Raw genomic sequence first — 16,722 nt, 5'->3', positions numbered from 1 at the left:
CCAAAATAACGGCTACTATTTTAAGTAGTAAAAATTGGGTACTATATGAAATTCAGCATTTCTATACCACATCAAATTATTAGGAACAAATATACCTAGCAATACGTTTTTGTTTTACTTCAATCCATATAATTATTTGACTTAGAAAATAAAAAAGTGCTAATTTATAAAATCATTTTATAGATAAGCAGGTGTATGATTAGAGCTAATTTGGGGTATACTAAGTTTATAAGATTATGCTTCTAAAGGAAAAAGCATTGTTAATGTTGTTCCTTCATTTTCTATAGATTTTAGTTTAACGGTGCCTCTGTGTAAGCTCATAATCCTTTTTACCAGTGTAAGGCCAAACCCTAAGCCCTTATCCATATGTAATTTTGAAAACAACTCAAAAACAGTTTCCGCATATGTATTTTCAAAACCTGAACCATTATCAGAATAGGTAACCCGTACGTATTTTCCATATTGAAATTTATCCTCTGTCTCAATAAATGTATTTTGCATAAAATGATCCGTAGTAACCTTTATAACTAATGGAGTTTCATTTCTTTTATACTTTAAGGAGTTATCTAACAGTTCTGAGAACAAATTAACTAATTGGTCATGATCTGCAGGAAATATAAGAGAATCTATATGTGTAATTTGCAATGAGCTATCCTTAATATCAAGCTTATTTTTTGCTTTTTCAATAATGTCTTTTAGACTAACATTGCTAAGGTTTAGACTTGCATTTTCAATCGCATGTAAACGCTGCATACGGTTCAAAAGTTTACGTAAACGTTCTGATGATTTGAGGATTTTTGAAATATTTTTTTCTATTTCAGGATCTATATTTTCTATAAGGCTTGCAAAAATACTTATTTTTCTAATGGGTTCTTGAAGGTCATGAGAAAGTACTTTATCTATTTGCTTATGCTGCTCTGAATAATTAGCAATTTTCTGCAGCTGTACTTCTATTTGATGCTGACTGTACTCTAGTTCTTTTTTTAAACGAATATGCTCTAAATTATCTAAAAGTGCTTTTTCTGCAACATCTCGAGCATGAAGTATTTCCTTTTCATAGTTATTGCGTTGGGAAATATTAATACCTGCAAAATGAATTTTAGGGATTTCTCCTTCTACTAACCGAATAGCATTTAAAAGTACTGGTACCGTATTCCCTGTTTTTGTTTTAAAGGACAAAAAAACTTCATCTGCTTTATGTTGCAGATCTATCATTGGCTGAAGATGAACTTGAAAAAAAATGACACTTCCTGAGGTAAGTATATCGTTAATTTTCAAAGGCTCCACTAGATCATAGCCTAGACATTCTCTAAATTTTTGATTGATAAACAGCACATCACCAGCATCTGATAACGTAAAATTAAACCCTGGGGAAGTATGATAAAACTCTTTATGATTTTCCAAATTAATACTCATGCATTAAGTTTTTAGTAGTTACTGTTCTAAAAATTCTTTAATGCAACCAATTGTTTCTTCCGGATGACTCATATGTGGACAATGACCTTTAGCTTTCATTTTTACTAATGTACTCCCTGTAATTTGTTGATGTATATATGCACCCACATTGCTAGGAGCAATAGCATCATCTGTACATTGAAGAATTAACGTAGGTATTTTTATTTTTTTTAAATCCTCACGATTGTCTGAGAAAAAAGTAACCTTCGCGAATTGTCTTGTTACGAATGGATCAGAGGTACAAAAACTATTTTCAAGTTCTTTGGTTAAACCAGGTCTTTCTGGATTTTGCATTACCATAGGTGCCAACAGATTAGCCCAACCTGTATAATTATTAGACATTACTTCTAACAGCCCCTCTAGATCTTCTTTTGAAAAACCACCTTTATAATCCATATCATTAATATACCGTGGCGATGGTGATACAAAGATTAATCGTTCAAAGATACCTGGAGATTGCAAAGAGGCTAATGTACCAATGATTGAACTAACAGAATGCCCCACAAACACAACATTATGAAGATTCATTTCATGACAAATATCTATTACATCCTGAGCATAACCATATAAAGAATCATATTTTTGAGTGTTATACGCACTTAAATCCGAATTCCCAGAACCTACATAATCAAATAGAATTATTTTATAGTTGTCCGTAAAAGAAGGGGTTATAAAACGCCACATATTTTGATCACAGCCAAAACCATGTGCAAACATGATAACCTTAGAGCCGTTCCCGAGGACTTTAACGTTGTTTCTTTTTACTATATCCATGGATGAAATTTAAAAGTTTCAAAGATAATAAAACATGATTAATTGCAAAACGAATCTCAGTAAGTTAGTCTTTCATAATTCAAGCACTTCAGGTTACTAAAAAGTAAGGTTGACATTATGGTAATTAGAAAGAATGGCACGTTGAAATATTCATAATTTCAGAATGTAAAAGTAAAACTACCTTGAATTAATCTATATTTAGGGTGTAAAGAATCTCTTTATGGGTAGTAATCATAACTTTAAATGACTAGAATAACAGCAATAAAATGAAAAACAAACTTCTTCTGATTATTATTTTCATGCTTTTTACGTTTCCAGTTTTCTCTCAAAGTAAAAGTCTGGTTACCTCCTATTTAGCTACTCTTTTTCAAATAGTAGAGCATAAAAAAACAGAAGAATTTTACGCTACTTTATACCCTAAGTTTAAAGAACAAATTCCTGAAGATCAGATCAGTTCATTTCTTGGAGAACTTCATAGCAACCCCAACTTTAAAACTGAAATTAAAAATTCTAAAATCATTGAAATAGGCAAAATTATAAAGGACAAAAATAAAGCTTATGCCTTAGTAGATTATGTGTCTGAAACTCATATAGAATTTACGGATAAGGCAACAGAAGCACTTATGGATAAGGGGAGAAAACATTTTAAAAAACTATATGGAGCTCGTTATTGGTATGATGATGATAAAAAGTTAATAGTGACCAGCAAAGATTTTAAAATAGTAATGGTCTATGAGAATGAACGATGGAGCCATATACCCGGTGCCATAAAATTAAAACCTTACTTAAATTATTGGATTGAAGAAAAGATAATTGATTCCTTATTTAATGATTGATTTTCGCATAAAAACAAAATGCATAACGTTCTCTTAAAAAACAATATATGGATATAAAGGACTTCACTATATTTTTCTCAGTATTAATTTCCTTAAATATCCTTGCTTATATATTAAATATAGGGGTCAGTTACTTTTGGGATAAAGCCTATAATCATCAAACAATACTTACAAAAAAAGAGGTGCTATTTTCCTTGCTTACCCTTTTCTTAAATATTTTAATTGCTATTCCTGGTTATATATTATGGGTTAAAGGAATCATCGTTTTTTCTAACATGAATATAGTATTGACTTTTATACTTTTATTTTTAGTGATGGATTTTTTAATGTATGCACTCCATTGGGCATCCCATAACATTGGTTTTTTAAAGAAAATTCATTTAAAACACCATGAGCATACAGACCGTTTTAATTGTGTTAGCTTATACTATATGTCTCCATGGGAAGCTGTTTTCTTTGGTTTATTACTCACGGTCGTAGCACTATTATTTTCGTTAAATATCTATGGATTTATAGCTTTTCTAGTTTTCAATTGGTTTTACGGAGTAATTACACACTTAAATGGTCATCGGCAAAATGCTCATTTCTTAATTTTTACTACAAATTATTTTCATAAGAATCATCATCAATTATTTTATAAAAACTACGGATTTTATACCTTCTTGTGGGATAAGCTATTTAAAACAGAAAAGAAAAAAGGGTAATCACTTTAAAAAATGAGTTTAAAAATATCAGAATTAAAAACTTATAAAACGATAAACCGAAAGGCTAAAAGTGGCAAATATATTTCTATTGACTTTGAGTTTAAATACAACCCCAACGTTAAAAAATTTAACCTAAGAATCTTATCTAAGCTATTAGATTTTCTATTTTATTACGGCTTGTTTTTTTTAATTAGCGCCTATACAGACTTCAACATGCATCCTGTACTTCTGGCCCTACTTTGTCTTTTTTTAATTAATCCTATCTTAGAAACTTTAACTGGTCGCACCTTTGGCAAACTGCTACTTGGTTTTGAAGTTATTGATGATTATTGTAATAAACCTTCTGTTTTGAGATCTTTTGCTAAAAATAAGTTGCAATTTTTAAACCTTATAGTTTATGCTATTTCTGAAGGTACGGCATGGAGTGAAGATATTTATTATCATAATGAGAAAACATTAACGTATACGATATGGCGCAAAGAGAAAAAAACGATCCTTAAAATGATGCAAAATGAATAATTCTAACAAACAAAGTATCTATAGTAGTTAGCGCAATACGCTTATCATTAATATTGTGATGAACACTACTATTTTTTATACAATTAGCGTCGTTTCTTATAGTCTAATAATTTGAATAGCGATTTAAAACACTTATCAGCCTTATGAAAATAAAAATTACAGTTATTTCATTTTTATTGTTACTCTTTCTTTCTTTTAAAACGATTGAAAAAACTACAGCTACTTCAAACAGCATAAAAATTGAGTGGACTCAACATTTAGAAGGAGACTTTTCTTTTAATAAGGAATGGAATTATTTAGAAGGGATTTATAGAAACAGACACGGTCAATTGAGCTGTGATGGTTATTGTCCCGCAGAAATTGATGGAATGAAAGATAAAACTGGAAAAATATATAAAGATTCTTTACAGGCTTTTTATAAAATTATTGATACAACACATATATACCACTCCTTGCAATCCGAAACTAGAATGTATGAATATTCAGGAACAGATTACATCACATTTAAAAGACTACAAAATGGGGCTATAAAAGGAAAATCATTAGATAATGTTTCTACACACAGTACTTTAAAATTAGAATTACAAAATGATTTATGCGCTGCTACAGTACTATTCAATAGCATTAGAGATTTGGGAATACATAATTTCCATTTAAGGAGTGGGACGATAAAAATAGATAAACCCCTGTACGATAACGGGATCATAAAAGCCGAATTTGACTTTAAGTTTAAAAATACTTTAGAACCTAGCGAAGCGCTTTTTTGGAAAGGAAAGATCTATAGCAAGATCAATCCAGATTAAGAGAAGGAATACTCCAAATAGGGCTATAATTAATAGAAAGTCTTTATCTTAACAAAATAAAGTAGGATAAATACCTTATTTGGCTGCTTAATTTAATTTTCAATTATATCTAAAAAACCACCACCATGAAATATCTAATTTTCATCTTTTTATCCTGTTTTATTTTAAGTTGCTCTGAAAAGAAAAAAGATAAAAAAGCAAATATGACCCCAACAGTTGCCATTAAAAATAGTGATTTTCATACTTCATATGGTATATACTCCATTGAAGAAAAGGATAGTATTTCTACATTTAAAATAGAACAACTCGTCGCAAAATTATTGCCTACCTATAAATTAGCAGATTCTATTACTGCTCCCGTTAAAGAAAATAAATATACTATTACACAATTTTCAAATCCAAAAAACGAGTATCCTGCACCTAGTATGGACTACCTTCAACATTCTGCCCATAACCTCTCTGAGGAAGAAATGAACAGTCTTCAAAGTCCCAAAAAAGCAGTTTTAATTAATTTTTCAGGTACCCACGAAAATGTAATAGCAGATCAAATCCAGATTAATTCTATAATTGATAGCTTAATTCATTCATCTACTGCGATGGTAACGGATTACATAACCTATGAAACCTTCAATAGTACTTCATGGAAAAAGGATAGAGTTGCTAGTTTTACGGCAGAAACAAAAGATATTACAAGTCAGTTTACTATTCACTTATATAGAGATGGTGATGGTGATTTCTGCAGGGCCGTAACATTAGGTATGAGAAAATTCTGTTTGCCAGACATCTCTATTGAAAACATTAGTTGTCGTGACAGTAATTCTTATGCGAGTCTTATTAATTTGTTAGGACAAACGTTACTAGAACTGCCAAAAATAACTAAAGATTCTACAGTATTGCTAGACATTAATAACATTGCTAATGACAGTGTTAAAAGCAGATTACTAAATTCTCTTGAAGAAAATGCATTAAAAAAAGGAGTTTTACAGCTAAAATCTGTAGAACCTCAGGAAGGAGATGATTACAATACACAATTTCAGATTGTATTTAATACTAAAGGCTATTCTTCACCACAAGAAGAACAGCAAGAACTGATCAGCACAATCTTTGGTGCTACCGATGCTATTACGTTCATTGAGCATGAGGAGGATATTCTTTCTGCGAGTAATCGTGCAAAACAGAAACTGCCTGAATTTCAAAAGTTATTTAATAACGGACTTGAACCTGGTTATGCTATACTTTTAAAAGCACCGTTTAAGACTGATGAAGATGGGCAAGAATGGATGTGGATTGAAGTAACCAAATGGGAAGGTTCAACTATTTCAGGAATCCTTCAAAATGACCCTTTCCAAATCGCCGATTTAAAGGCTGGAGCTATTGTAAGCGCAAAACAAGAGGCTATTTTTGATTATATTTATTACCATCCGGATGGCACTAGCGAAGGAAATGAAACAGGAGAAATTATAAGTAAAAGGGCGCAATAAGCTGATTCCGAATTATTAGAAAACAACACTTAATAATTAAAAGAAAAGTCTATCAATTATAGCCTTAATAAAGAGGTGAAGACAAAAAATCAATATTTAGAAACCTTAAATGAATACGATCATTTAAGGTTTCTATTTTTAAATTTACAAATTTCTATAAAGCCTTTTGCATAGCTTTAAGAGCAATAAAATATAGGAATTGCTTATAAAGTAACGCTACTTTATCTAGCATTTTTTTGATAGGAGATTCTAGGTTTTCCTTGAACATGAACTACTATAAACCTTTCTTCATTTACATTCACGATAGTACGTACACTTAACCAACCATTGGGAAAATATACTTTCAGTATTTCTGATTGCTGTTGAAGTAATAAATCAAATTCTCCTGAAATCCAATTTATAAAGCATAAGTAATCTCAATAAGTAGGAATAATTTTCTCTTTTTTAAGGCAAAATAATGGTTCCTGACTTTTAAATAATACAGCCTCTTTTTTCAGCATACAAACCTGTGGTTCTAGTTTAATCAGCTTTGGAAAACTTAGTAATGCCATCTTACAAAAGCTTCCATAGCAGCGTAATGTGATAAGCCTAACTCATCATACAAATCTGCCGTTTCTTGATTTCTATCTTCTGCACGTTGCCAAAACTCTCTACTATCTGCACCTTGAAATACGACTCCATCTTTTTGAGATTGGTGTTTAAAAATACCTTTCCGTTTTTCTAAAACTTGGTCTGGCCCCATAGGAACTGCCATTTCTATTTCATCAATTCCCCATTCTTGCCAAGCACCTCTGTACAACCAAACCCAACAATCTTTCATAAACTTTTTAGGCTTCAAGCTTTTTACAGCTTCAAAAATAGCATCTAAACAGACTTTGTGGGTACCGTGTGGATCTGCTAAATCTCCTGCTGCAAATATTTGATGGGGTTTAATTTTCTCGATTAAATCTGATGTAATCTGTACATCTGCAATTCCGATTGGGTTCTTTTTAATAGCACCAGTCTCATAAAACGGCAATTCCATAAAATGGATTTGTTCATCAGGAATACCTATAAAGTGACAGGTAGCTCTAGCTTCTCCTTTTCTAATTAATCCTTTAATGTACCGAACCTCTTCAATATCTATTTCACTAGATTTTTTATTTTTTAGAAATGTAACCGCCTTTTTATAAATAGCGACAGCTTCTGCACTTTCTATCTTAAATTTTTCATTATAATCACATACAAAACTTGCAAAACGAAGCGCTTCATCATCGGCAACAGCTATATTTCCTGATGTTTGATATCCAATATGAACTTCATGCCCTTGTTCATGCAATCTTTTAAAGGTACCTCCCATACTAATGATATCGTCATCTGGGTGCGGGCTAAAAATTAATACTCGTTTTTTGGCAGGTTCAGCACGTTCAGGTCGTTTATCATCTTCGGCATTTGGTTTTCCTCCAGGCCAACCTGTAATCGTATTTTGTAACTTATTAAATATGGTTATATTGATATCATAAGCTGGACCAGAATCAGCTAGTAAATCACTCATTCCGTTTTCAATGTAATCAGCATCGGTCAACATCAAAATAGGTTTCTTCAAACGGATGGCAAGGCTCAAAACCGCTTTCTTAATCAGTTGATCTGTCCAAATAATTTTTTCTACGAGCCATGGGGTATTAATCCTTGTTAATTTAGACGCTGCTGCTTGATCTAAAATAAAAGTAGCATTATTGTGTTCTTGTAAAAATGATGCGGGTACACGACTTGTAACTTCACCTTCTGCTGACGCTTTTATGATGTTTGATTTACCTTCCCCCCAAGCCATAAGAATAACTCTTTTAGCTTCCATTATTTTTTTAACTCCTAATGTAATTGCTGTTCTAGGAGTATTTTCTAATCCAGAAAAATCGCCACTAGCTGCAACTCTAGTGATATGGTCTAAGGCTACCAAACGTGTCTTTGAGTTTTGTAGCGAGCCAGATTCATTAAACCCTATATGTCCATTACCTCCAATTCCTAAGATTTGTAAATCAAGACCTCCTAAGGCTTCAATTTTAGCTTCATATTGGTCACAATAATCGGCAATAGCAGCTTTTGTCAATAAACCATCTGGCACATGATAATTTTCTGGAAGAATATCAATATGATCAAAAAGTTGTTCCTTCATGAAACGGACATAACTATTCATAGAATCAGGTTCCATAGGGTAATATTCATCTAAATTGAATGCTATTACATTTTTAAAACTCAAATTCTCTTCCTTATGTAAACGCACCAGTTCTGCATACAAGCCTTTAGGAGAAGACCCTGTAGCTAAACCTAATATACACGGTTGTTTTTGTGCTTGTTTTACTTTTATTAAATCAGCAATTTCTTTAGCAACCTCTTTAGAAGCCTTTGTTGAATTTTCAAAAACTAAAGTGCCTATATTTTCAAATCTCTTTTCAAAACCTGTTGCTTTATCGATACTACTTTTTAACATAATGCTTATATATTACAGTTAAATTATTTTATTTTTTTTTGACGCTAACAGTCAGTATACTACTTCTTTTTTACGTATTATTTATGCCAATTTTTAATTCTGTGTCCCCATAGTGCATAAAAAAGGATATACGCATAACAAGGAATTAAAACCCAATAACTTTGTGTTGCTGCATTTGCTACAGCATCTGATTGATTCATTCCTTCTGCTACTAAATTTAACTTATTTGCGTCTACAATCCTACCATAAAGTGGCGGTATTATAGCACCACCCGAAATTGCCATAATTAATAAGGCAGAACCTGTTTTTGTAAATTTACCTAAGCCTTCTAAAGTTAGAGGCCATACCCTAAATAAAAGTATAACTACTAGAAAAAACCACTACTTTAGACCCTTTACCTACATACAGCGCTTCTTTATGCGCTAATACATATTCTACTCCATCAACAGTAACAATACCCTTGTTACCAATATTTATAATTCCTAACTCTCTTCTTTCTAAAAAATAGCTAGCTTTTAATACATCTATACTTTCTAACTTTAAGGGTGTAGTTACAGGTACTGCACTACCCACTATATATCTATCATAATGGCTATACACAAAATTGATAACATCTGGTGTCATCAAATCTTTAATCAAAAAATTATCTCTTAGTTTGTTCGTATCATAGCTTTTTACATCTTCAGGAGATGCTGCATAGCGCACTTCATAATTGGTCTTCATATGCTAAAAATTAATTTTATAGGTGATGTTTAATAATTGATAATTTTAGTACAGTACAATTTTATACTGATCCTTTTTAAGCTACAAAACACAAGTAAGCACTACTGTTTTATGGAAAAAATACACTAAAAATCAAAAGTACAACTGCCCTGTAGTACCCTTAAGGGGCTTACTGACCAATTAGGGGTGCTTTCTATTTTTTGCAAGGATAAAACTCTTTAAAAAAAGAGTACCTTGCATCTTATGGGATTATTTGATTTTAGAGATATCAGCAAAAGAAAGGGTAACCTTAGTAGTATTACGGTTACCTGTACTCCAGATCAAATTAATATAAATGAGGTAAATATTACTTTTCCTACCAACTATACAACGCTAAAAAAAATATTAGGAGAAGCCAGCCGTATTGAACCCATAAAGCAAACCAAAAACAACGTGTACCTCTGGGATGATCTTGGCATTTATTGCTCTAGTGCCGATCCAGAAAAAATGCTTATGTTATTATTAGTAGAAGATAATAGATATGGGCTCGGACATCAACCCTTAACTAATTTTACAGGAACTGTTCTTATCGATGGGGCACCTATTGAGCAGAATATTGGAAATGTAGACATGGATAGACCCTATATGATTCGTTCTATAATTAAAGAAGATAAACAAGTTGCTATTGCTCTAGGATGGAATCCTGGAGTTTAAAATTGCCGCTTTTTTATTCATAATTCACTAAAAAACGACTTTAATTTATAGAGCAAATCTTTAAACTTAGATGATAAAAGTCATCTTTGTTTGCATGTAATTATACAATCTTTGCACTTTAATATCTAAATTAGAGATGATGAGTAACCAAAGAACTACCTATGTATTTTTATTCTTTTTTGTTTTAATAACACTACAACTTACCGCGCAGACTTTTGATATAAGTGCCGATTTAAGGTCCCGCTTTGAATACCGCCATGGGTACAGCAACCTTTTTCTTGATGATGCAGACCCTGCTGCTTTTGTAAAGCAACGAACGCGATTAAATATGGGTTACGAAGCTGATAAATTGCAGTTATTTATAGCTGTACAAGATGTGAGTACTTGGGGTGATACCCGACAATTACTTGATGTAGACGGTAATGATTCTTTTTCATTATTCCAAGCTTGGGCACAATTACAAATCAATGAAAACTGGTCTACAAAATTAGGGAGACAAGTTATATCATATGACGACCAACGTATTTTTGGAGGTGTAGACTGGGCAATGCAAGGGCGTTTTCATGATGCTGCTATTCTTAAATATAAAAAAGACAATTTTATGTTTGATTTAGGAGGGGCCTTTAGTCAAGAGCAAGAAGCTATCGAAGGTAATGCCTATACGATTCAGGGGTTTTTCTCGTATAAAACAATGCAGTATGCATACCTAAAAAAATCATGGGAAAACACTAGCGCAAGTTTATTGTTTTTAAATGCAGGATTCCAAGATTTTACTGGCGATGCTAATAATATTGCAGATGGAGTTTCTTATAGACAAACCTTAGGTTCTTATTTTGAATTCCCTATAGAAAAATTTAATTTTGTTGGTAGTGCGTACTATCAATTTGGCAAAGCAAATGCCACAACAGACTTAGCAGGTTACCAAGTTTCCTTAGAAGGTACTTATGCCACCGATAAAGTAACTTATGGTTTAGGTATTGAATTACTTAGCGGTACGGATCAAGAGGGAGCATCTAAAAATAAATCTTTTTTCCCTTTATACGGTACAAATCACAAGTTTAATGGATTTATGGATTATTTCTATGTGGGGAATCATGCCAATAACGTAGGGCTTAATGATGTATATGCAAAAGCTGTAATTACCACTGGAGAAAAATCTAACTTGCTTATAAAGGGACATTATTTTAGTGCAAATGCAGATTTAACTGATGATGCAGCTAAATATTTGGGTACGGAAATAGATGTGGTGTACACACAAAAATTGATGCCTTTTGTTAAGTTGAACATAGGCTACTCGCAAATGTTTGCTTCAGAAAGTATGAGTATTGTAAAAGGTGGACGCCCTAATGATAATACAAATAATTGGGGTTGGGTACAACTTACTATTAACCCTACGCTGTTTAAAACAAATTTGAATAAAAACGAGTAAGAAGTAACAAACAGTAATTTATTCTAAAGGGTGTTGACACTTAAGGTCGCACCCTTTTTTTTATTTACGTAAACTATTACATTGTTGCTATTAGCCACTAACTATTTACTTTCCATTGGTAGGAATCATCTTCAAAAATTTCCTTACCAAAAACAGGCACCTCGGCTTTAATTTTTTCCACAACATACTCCAAGGCTTCAAAGACCACTTTTCGCCTTGGCGAAGAAACAAATACAAATAGGCATATTTCCCCCGTTTTTACAGCACCAAGACTATGATAAATATGCATACAGCTTAATTCAAATTTTTCAAAAGTAGCTTCCCGGACTTCATGGAATTTCTTATTTGCCATATCTTCATAAGCAGAATAATCTATGGCTGCAACTATTTTTCCGTCTATGGTATCTGCCCTCACCTGTCCTAGGAATATGTTATGAGCTCCTATTCCTGTTTTAGATTGATGTTTGGTAATGGACTGCGCTATAAATTCTGAAGATATAGGACCTTGACTAAAAACGTTTTTATAGGGTGATGACATATATTATAATTGATTTAATTCTTTCATTTGTTGGTCTAAAAATTCCCAACAGTTTTTATTAATAGTTTCAAAAGCTGCTATAAGTTTATTCCCATACGGAGTAATAACGGTACCGCCGCCTTTTGTACCTCCTACAGTTTTGGTAACTACAGCTTCATTGGCAGATTTGTTTACGGCATCTACAAGGGTCCATGCTTTCTTATAAGACATTCCAATAGATTTTGCTGCTTTCGCTAAGGAACCCTCTACTTCAATTGCTTTAAGAAGCTTTATTCTTCCTTCCCCAACAAGAACATTATCTCCTACTTCAATCCAAACCCTACTTTTAATTTTAAAATTACTCATTTGTATGGCTTTATTTTATGGGTAAGAGAATTGTTTTAACCCGTTCTCCTTTTTTTATTTTAGGAGTATGTTCAGGGATAAACACCAATGCATTAGCGGCACCAAAACTACCTGCGAATGCAGAACTTTGTCCTTCTAAAATTTGTACACCATCTTCTTCTATTTGTGCCTTTAAAAATTGAGCCCGATCTCCTTTAACATCATAATCTGAGGTTATAGGCATAAAGATACTTAGTAATTGGGTGTTGGTAGCACCTTCTCCCTTTTTTAAAAGTGGATACACATAAATATAAAAACAACTTAATGCCGCTGCTGGATTCCCAGGGAGTCCGAATATGGATACCGAACCCATTTTTCCAAAGAATAAAGGTTTTCCTGGTTTTTGCTTTACTTTATAAAAAATTTCTTTTACCCCAATAGCTTTCAATGCTTTTCCAACAAAATCATAATCTCCTACAGATACTCCACCGGTAACCAACACGATATCATGTACTTGAATAGCCTCTTTTAAAGTAGTTTTTGTTTGGTCATAATCATCTGCAACCGTAATGATTGAAGTTTTTAAATACCCCAATTCCTGCAATACAGCAGAAAGCATTGTACCATTTGATTCATAAATTTCTCCATACTCCAAAGGGGTACCTGCCGCTTTCAGTTCATTTCCGGTAACGACAATAGCAATAGATGGTTTAGCATAAACGCTAACCTTTGTAATGCCTATACTAGCCAAAAAACCAATATGCGCGCCTTTTATCTTAGTGCCTTTCGCTAAGGCCATTGCTCCTCTTTTAATTTGGGAGCCTTTTGGTCTTATATTCATCTCTACAACTAAAGGCATTTGCACCGTCATTTTGTGTCCTTGAATGGCTACTTTCTCTTGCATTATTACTGCATTTGCAGTGGTAGGTACTGGAGCTCCCGTAAATATTCTAACGGCTTCTCCTTCTTTTAATATTGGATTAGCATTATCTCCCGCCTTTATTTCCGCAACAACAGTATATGTTATAGCGCTACTAATGCTAAAAGCATAGCCATCCATTGCTGCCTGTCTAAAAGGAGGCATATCAATTTCTGAAATAACATTTATGGCAAGAACATAATCTAAAGCATTACAAAGATCCATTTCTACTATCACCGAAGTCACTGAGCTATATTTTAAAACTAATGCTTGCGCTGCTTGTATGCTTATCAAAGTCGAATTCTTCTCCATTTAACTAATTTTAAGAACCTATATAACCGTTATTTCCGCTCAAATATAGCGCTCATATTTTAATACTACCTATGATAATTATCATCTTTTTATTACGATTGTTTACGGATTTTTGCTAAAATGTTAGGGATTTGTTAAAAAAAATGAGTCTCACACACAACATAAATGATTTTGTATGCCTATTAAAAGTTATCTAGCTCATCCGATGAAGGGAAAGAAAGAAGAATTACTGATTACTTTAAAAAGTTTTGATCAGTGTGAAGTAATCCCTGCTGAGAATCAAGATATTCTAGCCTTGGTCACCGATACGGAAAACGAAAAGGAAGACGAAATTTTAAAGGAAAAAATTGAAGCTCTAAGTAGCCTTAAATTATTGGCTTTAGTTTCAGGTTTTAACACCCCACAATAAATATAGCTATGTACGATTCTGTAACAAATAGAAGGAGTTTTATAAAAAAAATGGCAATGTTGTCTGCTATTACAGCTGCTGCATCCATGTTTCCTGGTATTATATTCGCCAGTGAACAAGAAAAAGGAATTCCTGAAAATGCCAATTTAGATTGGAAAAAAGGACCTTGTAGATTCTGCGGTGTAGGTTGCGGTATTCTTGTAGGTACTGAAAACGGAAAAGCTATAGCCGTTAAAGGGGATCCAAATTCTTCTGTAAATAAAGGCTTATTATGTGTTAAGGGATACCATCAAATTATGTGTATTCAATCTAAGGATAGACTCACACACGCGTTAGTAAAGAAAAATGGAAAATATGTTCAAACACCAATAAGTGAAGCTTTAGACCTTGTTGCTTCTAAAATGAAAGAAACTATTGCCCAGCACGGTAAAGATGCTGTTGCCATGTATACATCAGGCCAGTCTACCATTCCAGAAGGGTATATTGCTTCTAAATTCATGAAAGGAGCTATTGGTACTAATAACCTAGATTGTAATGCAAGATTATGCATGGCAAGCGCGGTTACTGGGTTCTTAACTTCTTTCGGAGCAGATGAACCTATGGGTTGTTATGAAGATATAGATCACGCAGATTATTTTATCACTTGGGGAAATAATATGGCAGAAATGCATCCTGTATTATTCTCCAGAATGTTAGAACAAAAATCAAGACGTGGTGCTAAAATTATTGATTTTGCAACACGAACAACACGATCAAGTACCGCTTCGGACAGGTCTATTTTATTTGAACCTCAAACAGATCTAGCTGTTGCAAATGCCATTTGTTATGAAATTATAAAAAACGGATGGGTAAACAAATCTTTTGTAGAGAAACACTGTAGCTTTAGTAAAGGGCTTACAAACATTGGATACGGTTTAGAAGACAATTTTACATTTACCGATAAACCTGAAAAAATAGACTTTGAAGCGTATAAAGAATTTCTAAAAGATTATAGTCCAGAGAAGGTTTCTAAATATTCTAAAGTATCTGTAAAAGATATTAAGTACTTGGCTTCTATTTATGGAGATCCAAATAAAAAAGTAGTGTCTTACTGGTGCATGGGAATGAACCAACATACTCGAGGAACATGGATTAACAACCTCGTTTACAATATTCATTTACTCACCGGTAAAATTTCACAACCAGGAAACGGACCTTTTTCATTAACAGGGCAGCCATCTGCTTGTGGCACTGCTCGTGAAGTAGGAACTTTTACTCATAAATTACCACATGGTGTAGTGACCAATAAGAAGGATAGAGAAATGGCAGCTAAAATATGGAAAGTTCCTGTGGAACGTATTCCATCGAAACCCACCTATCATGCTACCGAAATGTTTAGAGCAGTAGATCGTGGCGATATAAATTTTATATGGATACAGGCTACAAATCCATTAGTCTCGCTACCTAAAACCGGCCGGTACCGTCCTGCAATGGAAAAAAAATCATGCTTCGTGGTTGTTTCAGACGTTTTTCCTACCCCTACTTCAGACGTAGCAGATGTTATTCTTCCTGCTTCATGGCATATTGAAAAAGGCGGACTCTATGGTAACTCTGAGCGTAGAACACAGTATTGGCAGAAAATGATAGAAGGGCCTGGAGATACAACACCAGATACTTGGATGTTTATTGAAGTAGCGAAACGAATGGGGTTTGCAGACCTATTCCCATATAGCAAAGAAAATCACGTAGAAGAAATATATAATGAATACAGACAATTCCACGAGGGTGCAAAACACGGAATGGCACCACTTGAAGTCTTAAAGAAAGAGTCTGGTGCTATTTGGCCATATGTAGATGGTAAGTCTACTCAATGGCGTTACAATGCTAAATATGATCCTGCATGTTCTAATGGTGAAGACTTTCATTTTTATGGCAAACCAGATGGTAAAGCAGTAATATGGCAACGTCCTTTTGAAGAAGCTCCGGAAAAACCAGATCAAGAATACCCATTCTGGTTAAACACTGGCCGTGTTGTAGAGCATTGGCACACAGGATCTATGACTAGACGAATTCCTGTATTACATCAAGCTATGCCAAATGCGTATGTAGAGTTCCATCCAGACGATGCAAAATCTCTTGGCGTACGAAATGGAGAAAATATTAAAGTTACTTCTCGTCGAGGTTCTTGTGTACTACCAGCCTCTATTAACGAAAGAGGTCTCCCCACAAAAGGGCAAGTATTTGTTCCTTTCTTTGATGAAAATATGCTTATTAACGATGTAACCTTGGATGCCTTCTGCCCTATCTCTAAAGAACCTGATTATAAAAAATGTGCAGTTAAAGTTGAAAGAGTATAG

Annotated in this window: 16 protein-coding genes and 1 pseudogene; 9 read left to right on the top strand and 8 right to left on the bottom strand. The window is 33.4% G+C overall.

All coding sequences use genetic code 11. The annotated features are described in order from the left end of the window. Positions 1 to 234: 234 nt before the first annotated feature. Together CELAL_RS17775 and CELAL_RS17770 are read right to left on the bottom strand one after the other, a co-directional pair. Positions 235 to 1,416 carry an ATP-binding protein gene (locus tag CELAL_RS17775; RefSeq protein WP_013552274.1) on the bottom strand — a complete coding sequence of 394 codons (1,182 nt, stop codon included), beginning with the start codon at positions 1,414 to 1,416 and terminating at the stop codon, positions 235 to 237. A gap of 18 nt (positions 1,417 to 1,434) precedes the next feature. Beyond that, complete coding sequence (locus CELAL_RS17770; protein ID WP_013552273.1) at positions 1,435 to 2,229, bottom strand: alpha/beta fold hydrolase; 795 nt, start codon at positions 2,227 to 2,229, stop codon at positions 1,435 to 1,437. A 266-nt stretch (positions 2,230 to 2,495) separates the two neighbouring features. Here CELAL_RS17770 and CELAL_RS17765 point away from each other — a divergent pair, with 266 nt between their 5' ends. The 5 genes from CELAL_RS17765 (at position 2,496) to CELAL_RS17745 (ending at position 6,572) form a co-directional block, all read left to right on the top strand. Further along, on the top strand, positions 2,496 to 3,065 hold the full coding sequence (locus CELAL_RS17765; RefSeq protein WP_013552272.1) for a hypothetical protein: 570 nt from the start codon (positions 2,496 to 2,498) through the stop codon (positions 3,063 to 3,065). A gap of 47 nt (positions 3,066 to 3,112) precedes the next feature. Then, positions 3,113 to 3,769, top strand: coding sequence for a sterol desaturase family protein (locus CELAL_RS17760; RefSeq protein WP_013552271.1), 657 nt, complete (start codon positions 3,113 to 3,115; stop codon positions 3,767 to 3,769). A 12-nt stretch (positions 3,770 to 3,781) separates the two neighbouring features. Further along, positions 3,782 to 4,288, top strand: coding sequence for an RDD family protein (locus CELAL_RS17755; protein WP_013552270.1), 507 nt, complete (start codon positions 3,782 to 3,784; stop codon positions 4,286 to 4,288). A gap of 143 nt (positions 4,289 to 4,431) precedes the next feature. Further along, positions 4,432 to 5,091, top strand: coding sequence for a hypothetical protein (locus CELAL_RS17750; RefSeq protein ID WP_013552269.1), 660 nt, complete (start codon positions 4,432 to 4,434; stop codon positions 5,089 to 5,091). Positions 5,092 to 5,216: 125 nt separating this feature from the next. Further along, positions 5,217 to 6,572, top strand: a complete 1,356-nt coding sequence (locus CELAL_RS17745; protein WP_013552268.1) for a DUF2314 domain-containing protein — start codon at positions 5,217 to 5,219, stop codon at positions 6,570 to 6,572. A 538-nt stretch (positions 6,573 to 7,110) separates the two neighbouring features. Here the strand turns inward: CELAL_RS17745 and nagB are convergent. The 3 genes and pseudogenes from nagB to CELAL_RS17730 all read right to left on the bottom strand — a co-directional run bounded on the left by nagB (position 7,111) and on the right by CELAL_RS17730 (position 9,762). Further along, positions 7,111 to 9,039 carry a glucosamine-6-phosphate deaminase gene (gene nagB / locus CELAL_RS17740; RefSeq protein WP_013552267.1) on the bottom strand — a complete coding sequence of 643 codons (1,929 nt, stop codon included), beginning with the start codon at positions 9,037 to 9,039 and terminating at the stop codon, positions 7,111 to 7,113. 77 nt (positions 9,040 to 9,116) lie between these two features. Beyond that, positions 9,117 to 9,386, bottom strand: a pseudogene (locus CELAL_RS17735) (glucose/galactose MFS transporter); the annotation flags it as partial. A 1-nt stretch (position 9,387) separates the two neighbouring features. Beyond that, positions 9,388 to 9,762 (bottom strand): hypothetical protein, encoded by a 375-nt coding sequence (locus tag CELAL_RS17730; RefSeq protein ID WP_174260386.1) that lies wholly within the window; start codon positions 9,760 to 9,762, stop codon positions 9,388 to 9,390. A gap of 243 nt (positions 9,763 to 10,005) precedes the next feature. Between CELAL_RS17730 and CELAL_RS17725 the strand changes: the two genes are divergently transcribed. After that, positions 10,006 to 10,455: a DUF7738 domain-containing protein gene (locus tag CELAL_RS17725; protein ID WP_041557796.1), complete on the top strand. Its 450-nt coding sequence runs from the start codon at positions 10,006 to 10,008 to the stop codon at positions 10,453 to 10,455. A 136-nt stretch (positions 10,456 to 10,591) separates the two neighbouring features. Continuing rightward, positions 10,592 to 11,884: an alginate export family protein gene (locus CELAL_RS17720; RefSeq protein WP_245529648.1), complete on the top strand. Its 1,293-nt coding sequence runs from the start codon at positions 10,592 to 10,594 to the stop codon at positions 11,882 to 11,884. A gap of 97 nt (positions 11,885 to 11,981) precedes the next feature. Here CELAL_RS17720 and CELAL_RS17715 read toward each other — a convergent pair whose 3' ends face one another. Genes CELAL_RS17715 through CELAL_RS17705 form a run of 3 tightly spaced genes read right to left on the bottom strand, consistent with a single transcriptional unit; the run spans position 11,982 to position 13,977 of the window. Next, the gene (locus tag CELAL_RS17715; RefSeq protein WP_013552264.1) at positions 11,982 to 12,422 is read right to left on the bottom strand and encodes a molybdenum cofactor biosynthesis protein MoaE; all 441 of its coding nucleotides are present in this window, start codon (positions 12,420 to 12,422) and stop codon (positions 11,982 to 11,984) included. A 3-nt stretch (positions 12,423 to 12,425) separates the two neighbouring features. Continuing rightward, entirely contained in the window at positions 12,426 to 12,767 is a 342-nt protein-coding gene (locus tag CELAL_RS17710) for a winged helix-turn-helix domain-containing protein (RefSeq protein WP_013552263.1), read from the bottom strand. Positions 12,768 to 12,777: 10 nt separating this feature from the next. Beyond that, positions 12,778 to 13,977 (bottom strand): molybdopterin molybdotransferase MoeA, encoded by a 1,200-nt coding sequence (locus tag CELAL_RS17705; protein WP_013552262.1) that lies wholly within the window; start codon positions 13,975 to 13,977, stop codon positions 12,778 to 12,780. A gap of 175 nt (positions 13,978 to 14,152) precedes the next feature. On the opposite strand from CELAL_RS17705, the gene CELAL_RS17700 reads away from it, so the two are divergent. Then, positions 14,153 to 14,386: a hypothetical protein gene (locus CELAL_RS17700; protein ID WP_013552261.1), complete on the top strand. Its 234-nt coding sequence runs from the start codon at positions 14,153 to 14,155 to the stop codon at positions 14,384 to 14,386. A gap of 8 nt (positions 14,387 to 14,394) precedes the next feature. Next, positions 14,395 to 16,722 carry a molybdopterin-dependent oxidoreductase gene (locus tag CELAL_RS17695; protein WP_013552260.1) on the top strand — a complete coding sequence of 776 codons (2,328 nt, stop codon included), beginning with the start codon at positions 14,395 to 14,397 and terminating at the stop codon, positions 16,720 to 16,722.

It is taken from the genome of Cellulophaga algicola DSM 14237 (assembly GCF_000186265.1).
Taxonomy (GTDB): Bacteria; Bacteroidota; Bacteroidia; order Flavobacteriales; family Flavobacteriaceae; genus Cellulophaga; species Cellulophaga algicola.
Note: the sequence above shows the minus strand (reverse complement) of the source record. Positions and strands in the feature narration are given on the sequence as shown.

Bases quoted from the DNA above. Each gene is read 5' to 3' on its own strand.
- CELAL_RS17710 (WP_013552263.1), bottom strand. From the start codon at position 12,767: ATGAGTAATTTTAAAATTAAAAGTAGGGTTTGGATTGAAGTAGGAGAT.
- CELAL_RS17700 (WP_013552261.1), top strand. From the start codon at position 14,153: ATGCCTATTAAAAGTTATCTAGCTCATCCGATGAAGGGAAAGAAAGAA.
- CELAL_RS17725 (WP_041557796.1), top strand. From the start codon at position 10,006: ATGGGATTATTTGATTTTAGAGATATCAGCAAAAGAAAGGGTAACCTT.
- CELAL_RS17705 (WP_013552262.1), bottom strand. From the start codon at position 13,977: ATGGAGAAGAATTCGACTTTGATAAGCATACAAGCAGCGCAAGCATTA.
- CELAL_RS17770 (WP_013552273.1), bottom strand. From the start codon at position 2,229: ATGGATATAGTAAAAAGAAACAACGTTAAAGTCCTCGGGAACGGCTCT.
- CELAL_RS17715 (WP_013552264.1), bottom strand. From the start codon at position 12,422: ATGTCATCACCCTATAAAAACGTTTTTAGTCAAGGTCCTATATCTTCA.
- CELAL_RS17765 (WP_013552272.1), top strand. From the start codon at position 2,496: ATGAAAAACAAACTTCTTCTGATTATTATTTTCATGCTTTTTACGTTT.
- CELAL_RS17730 (WP_174260386.1), bottom strand. From the start codon at position 9,762: ATGAAGACCAATTATGAAGTGCGCTATGCAGCATCTCCTGAAGATGTA.
- CELAL_RS17755 (WP_013552270.1), top strand. From the start codon at position 3,782: ATGAGTTTAAAAATATCAGAATTAAAAACTTATAAAACGATAAACCGA.
- CELAL_RS17720 (WP_245529648.1), top strand. From the start codon at position 10,592: ATGATGAGTAACCAAAGAACTACCTATGTATTTTTATTCTTTTTTGTT.
- CELAL_RS17695 (WP_013552260.1), top strand. From the start codon at position 14,395: ATGTACGATTCTGTAACAAATAGAAGGAGTTTTATAAAAAAAATGGCA.
- CELAL_RS17750 (WP_013552269.1), top strand. From the start codon at position 4,432: ATGAAAATAAAAATTACAGTTATTTCATTTTTATTGTTACTCTTTCTT.
- CELAL_RS17745 (WP_013552268.1), top strand. From the start codon at position 5,217: ATGAAATATCTAATTTTCATCTTTTTATCCTGTTTTATTTTAAGTTGC.
- CELAL_RS17775 (WP_013552274.1), bottom strand. From the start codon at position 1,416: ATGAGTATTAATTTGGAAAATCATAAAGAGTTTTATCATACTTCCCCA.
- CELAL_RS17760 (WP_013552271.1), top strand. From the start codon at position 3,113: ATGGATATAAAGGACTTCACTATATTTTTCTCAGTATTAATTTCCTTA.
- nagB (WP_013552267.1), bottom strand. From the start codon at position 9,039: ATGTTAAAAAGTAGTATCGATAAAGCAACAGGTTTTGAAAAGAGATTT.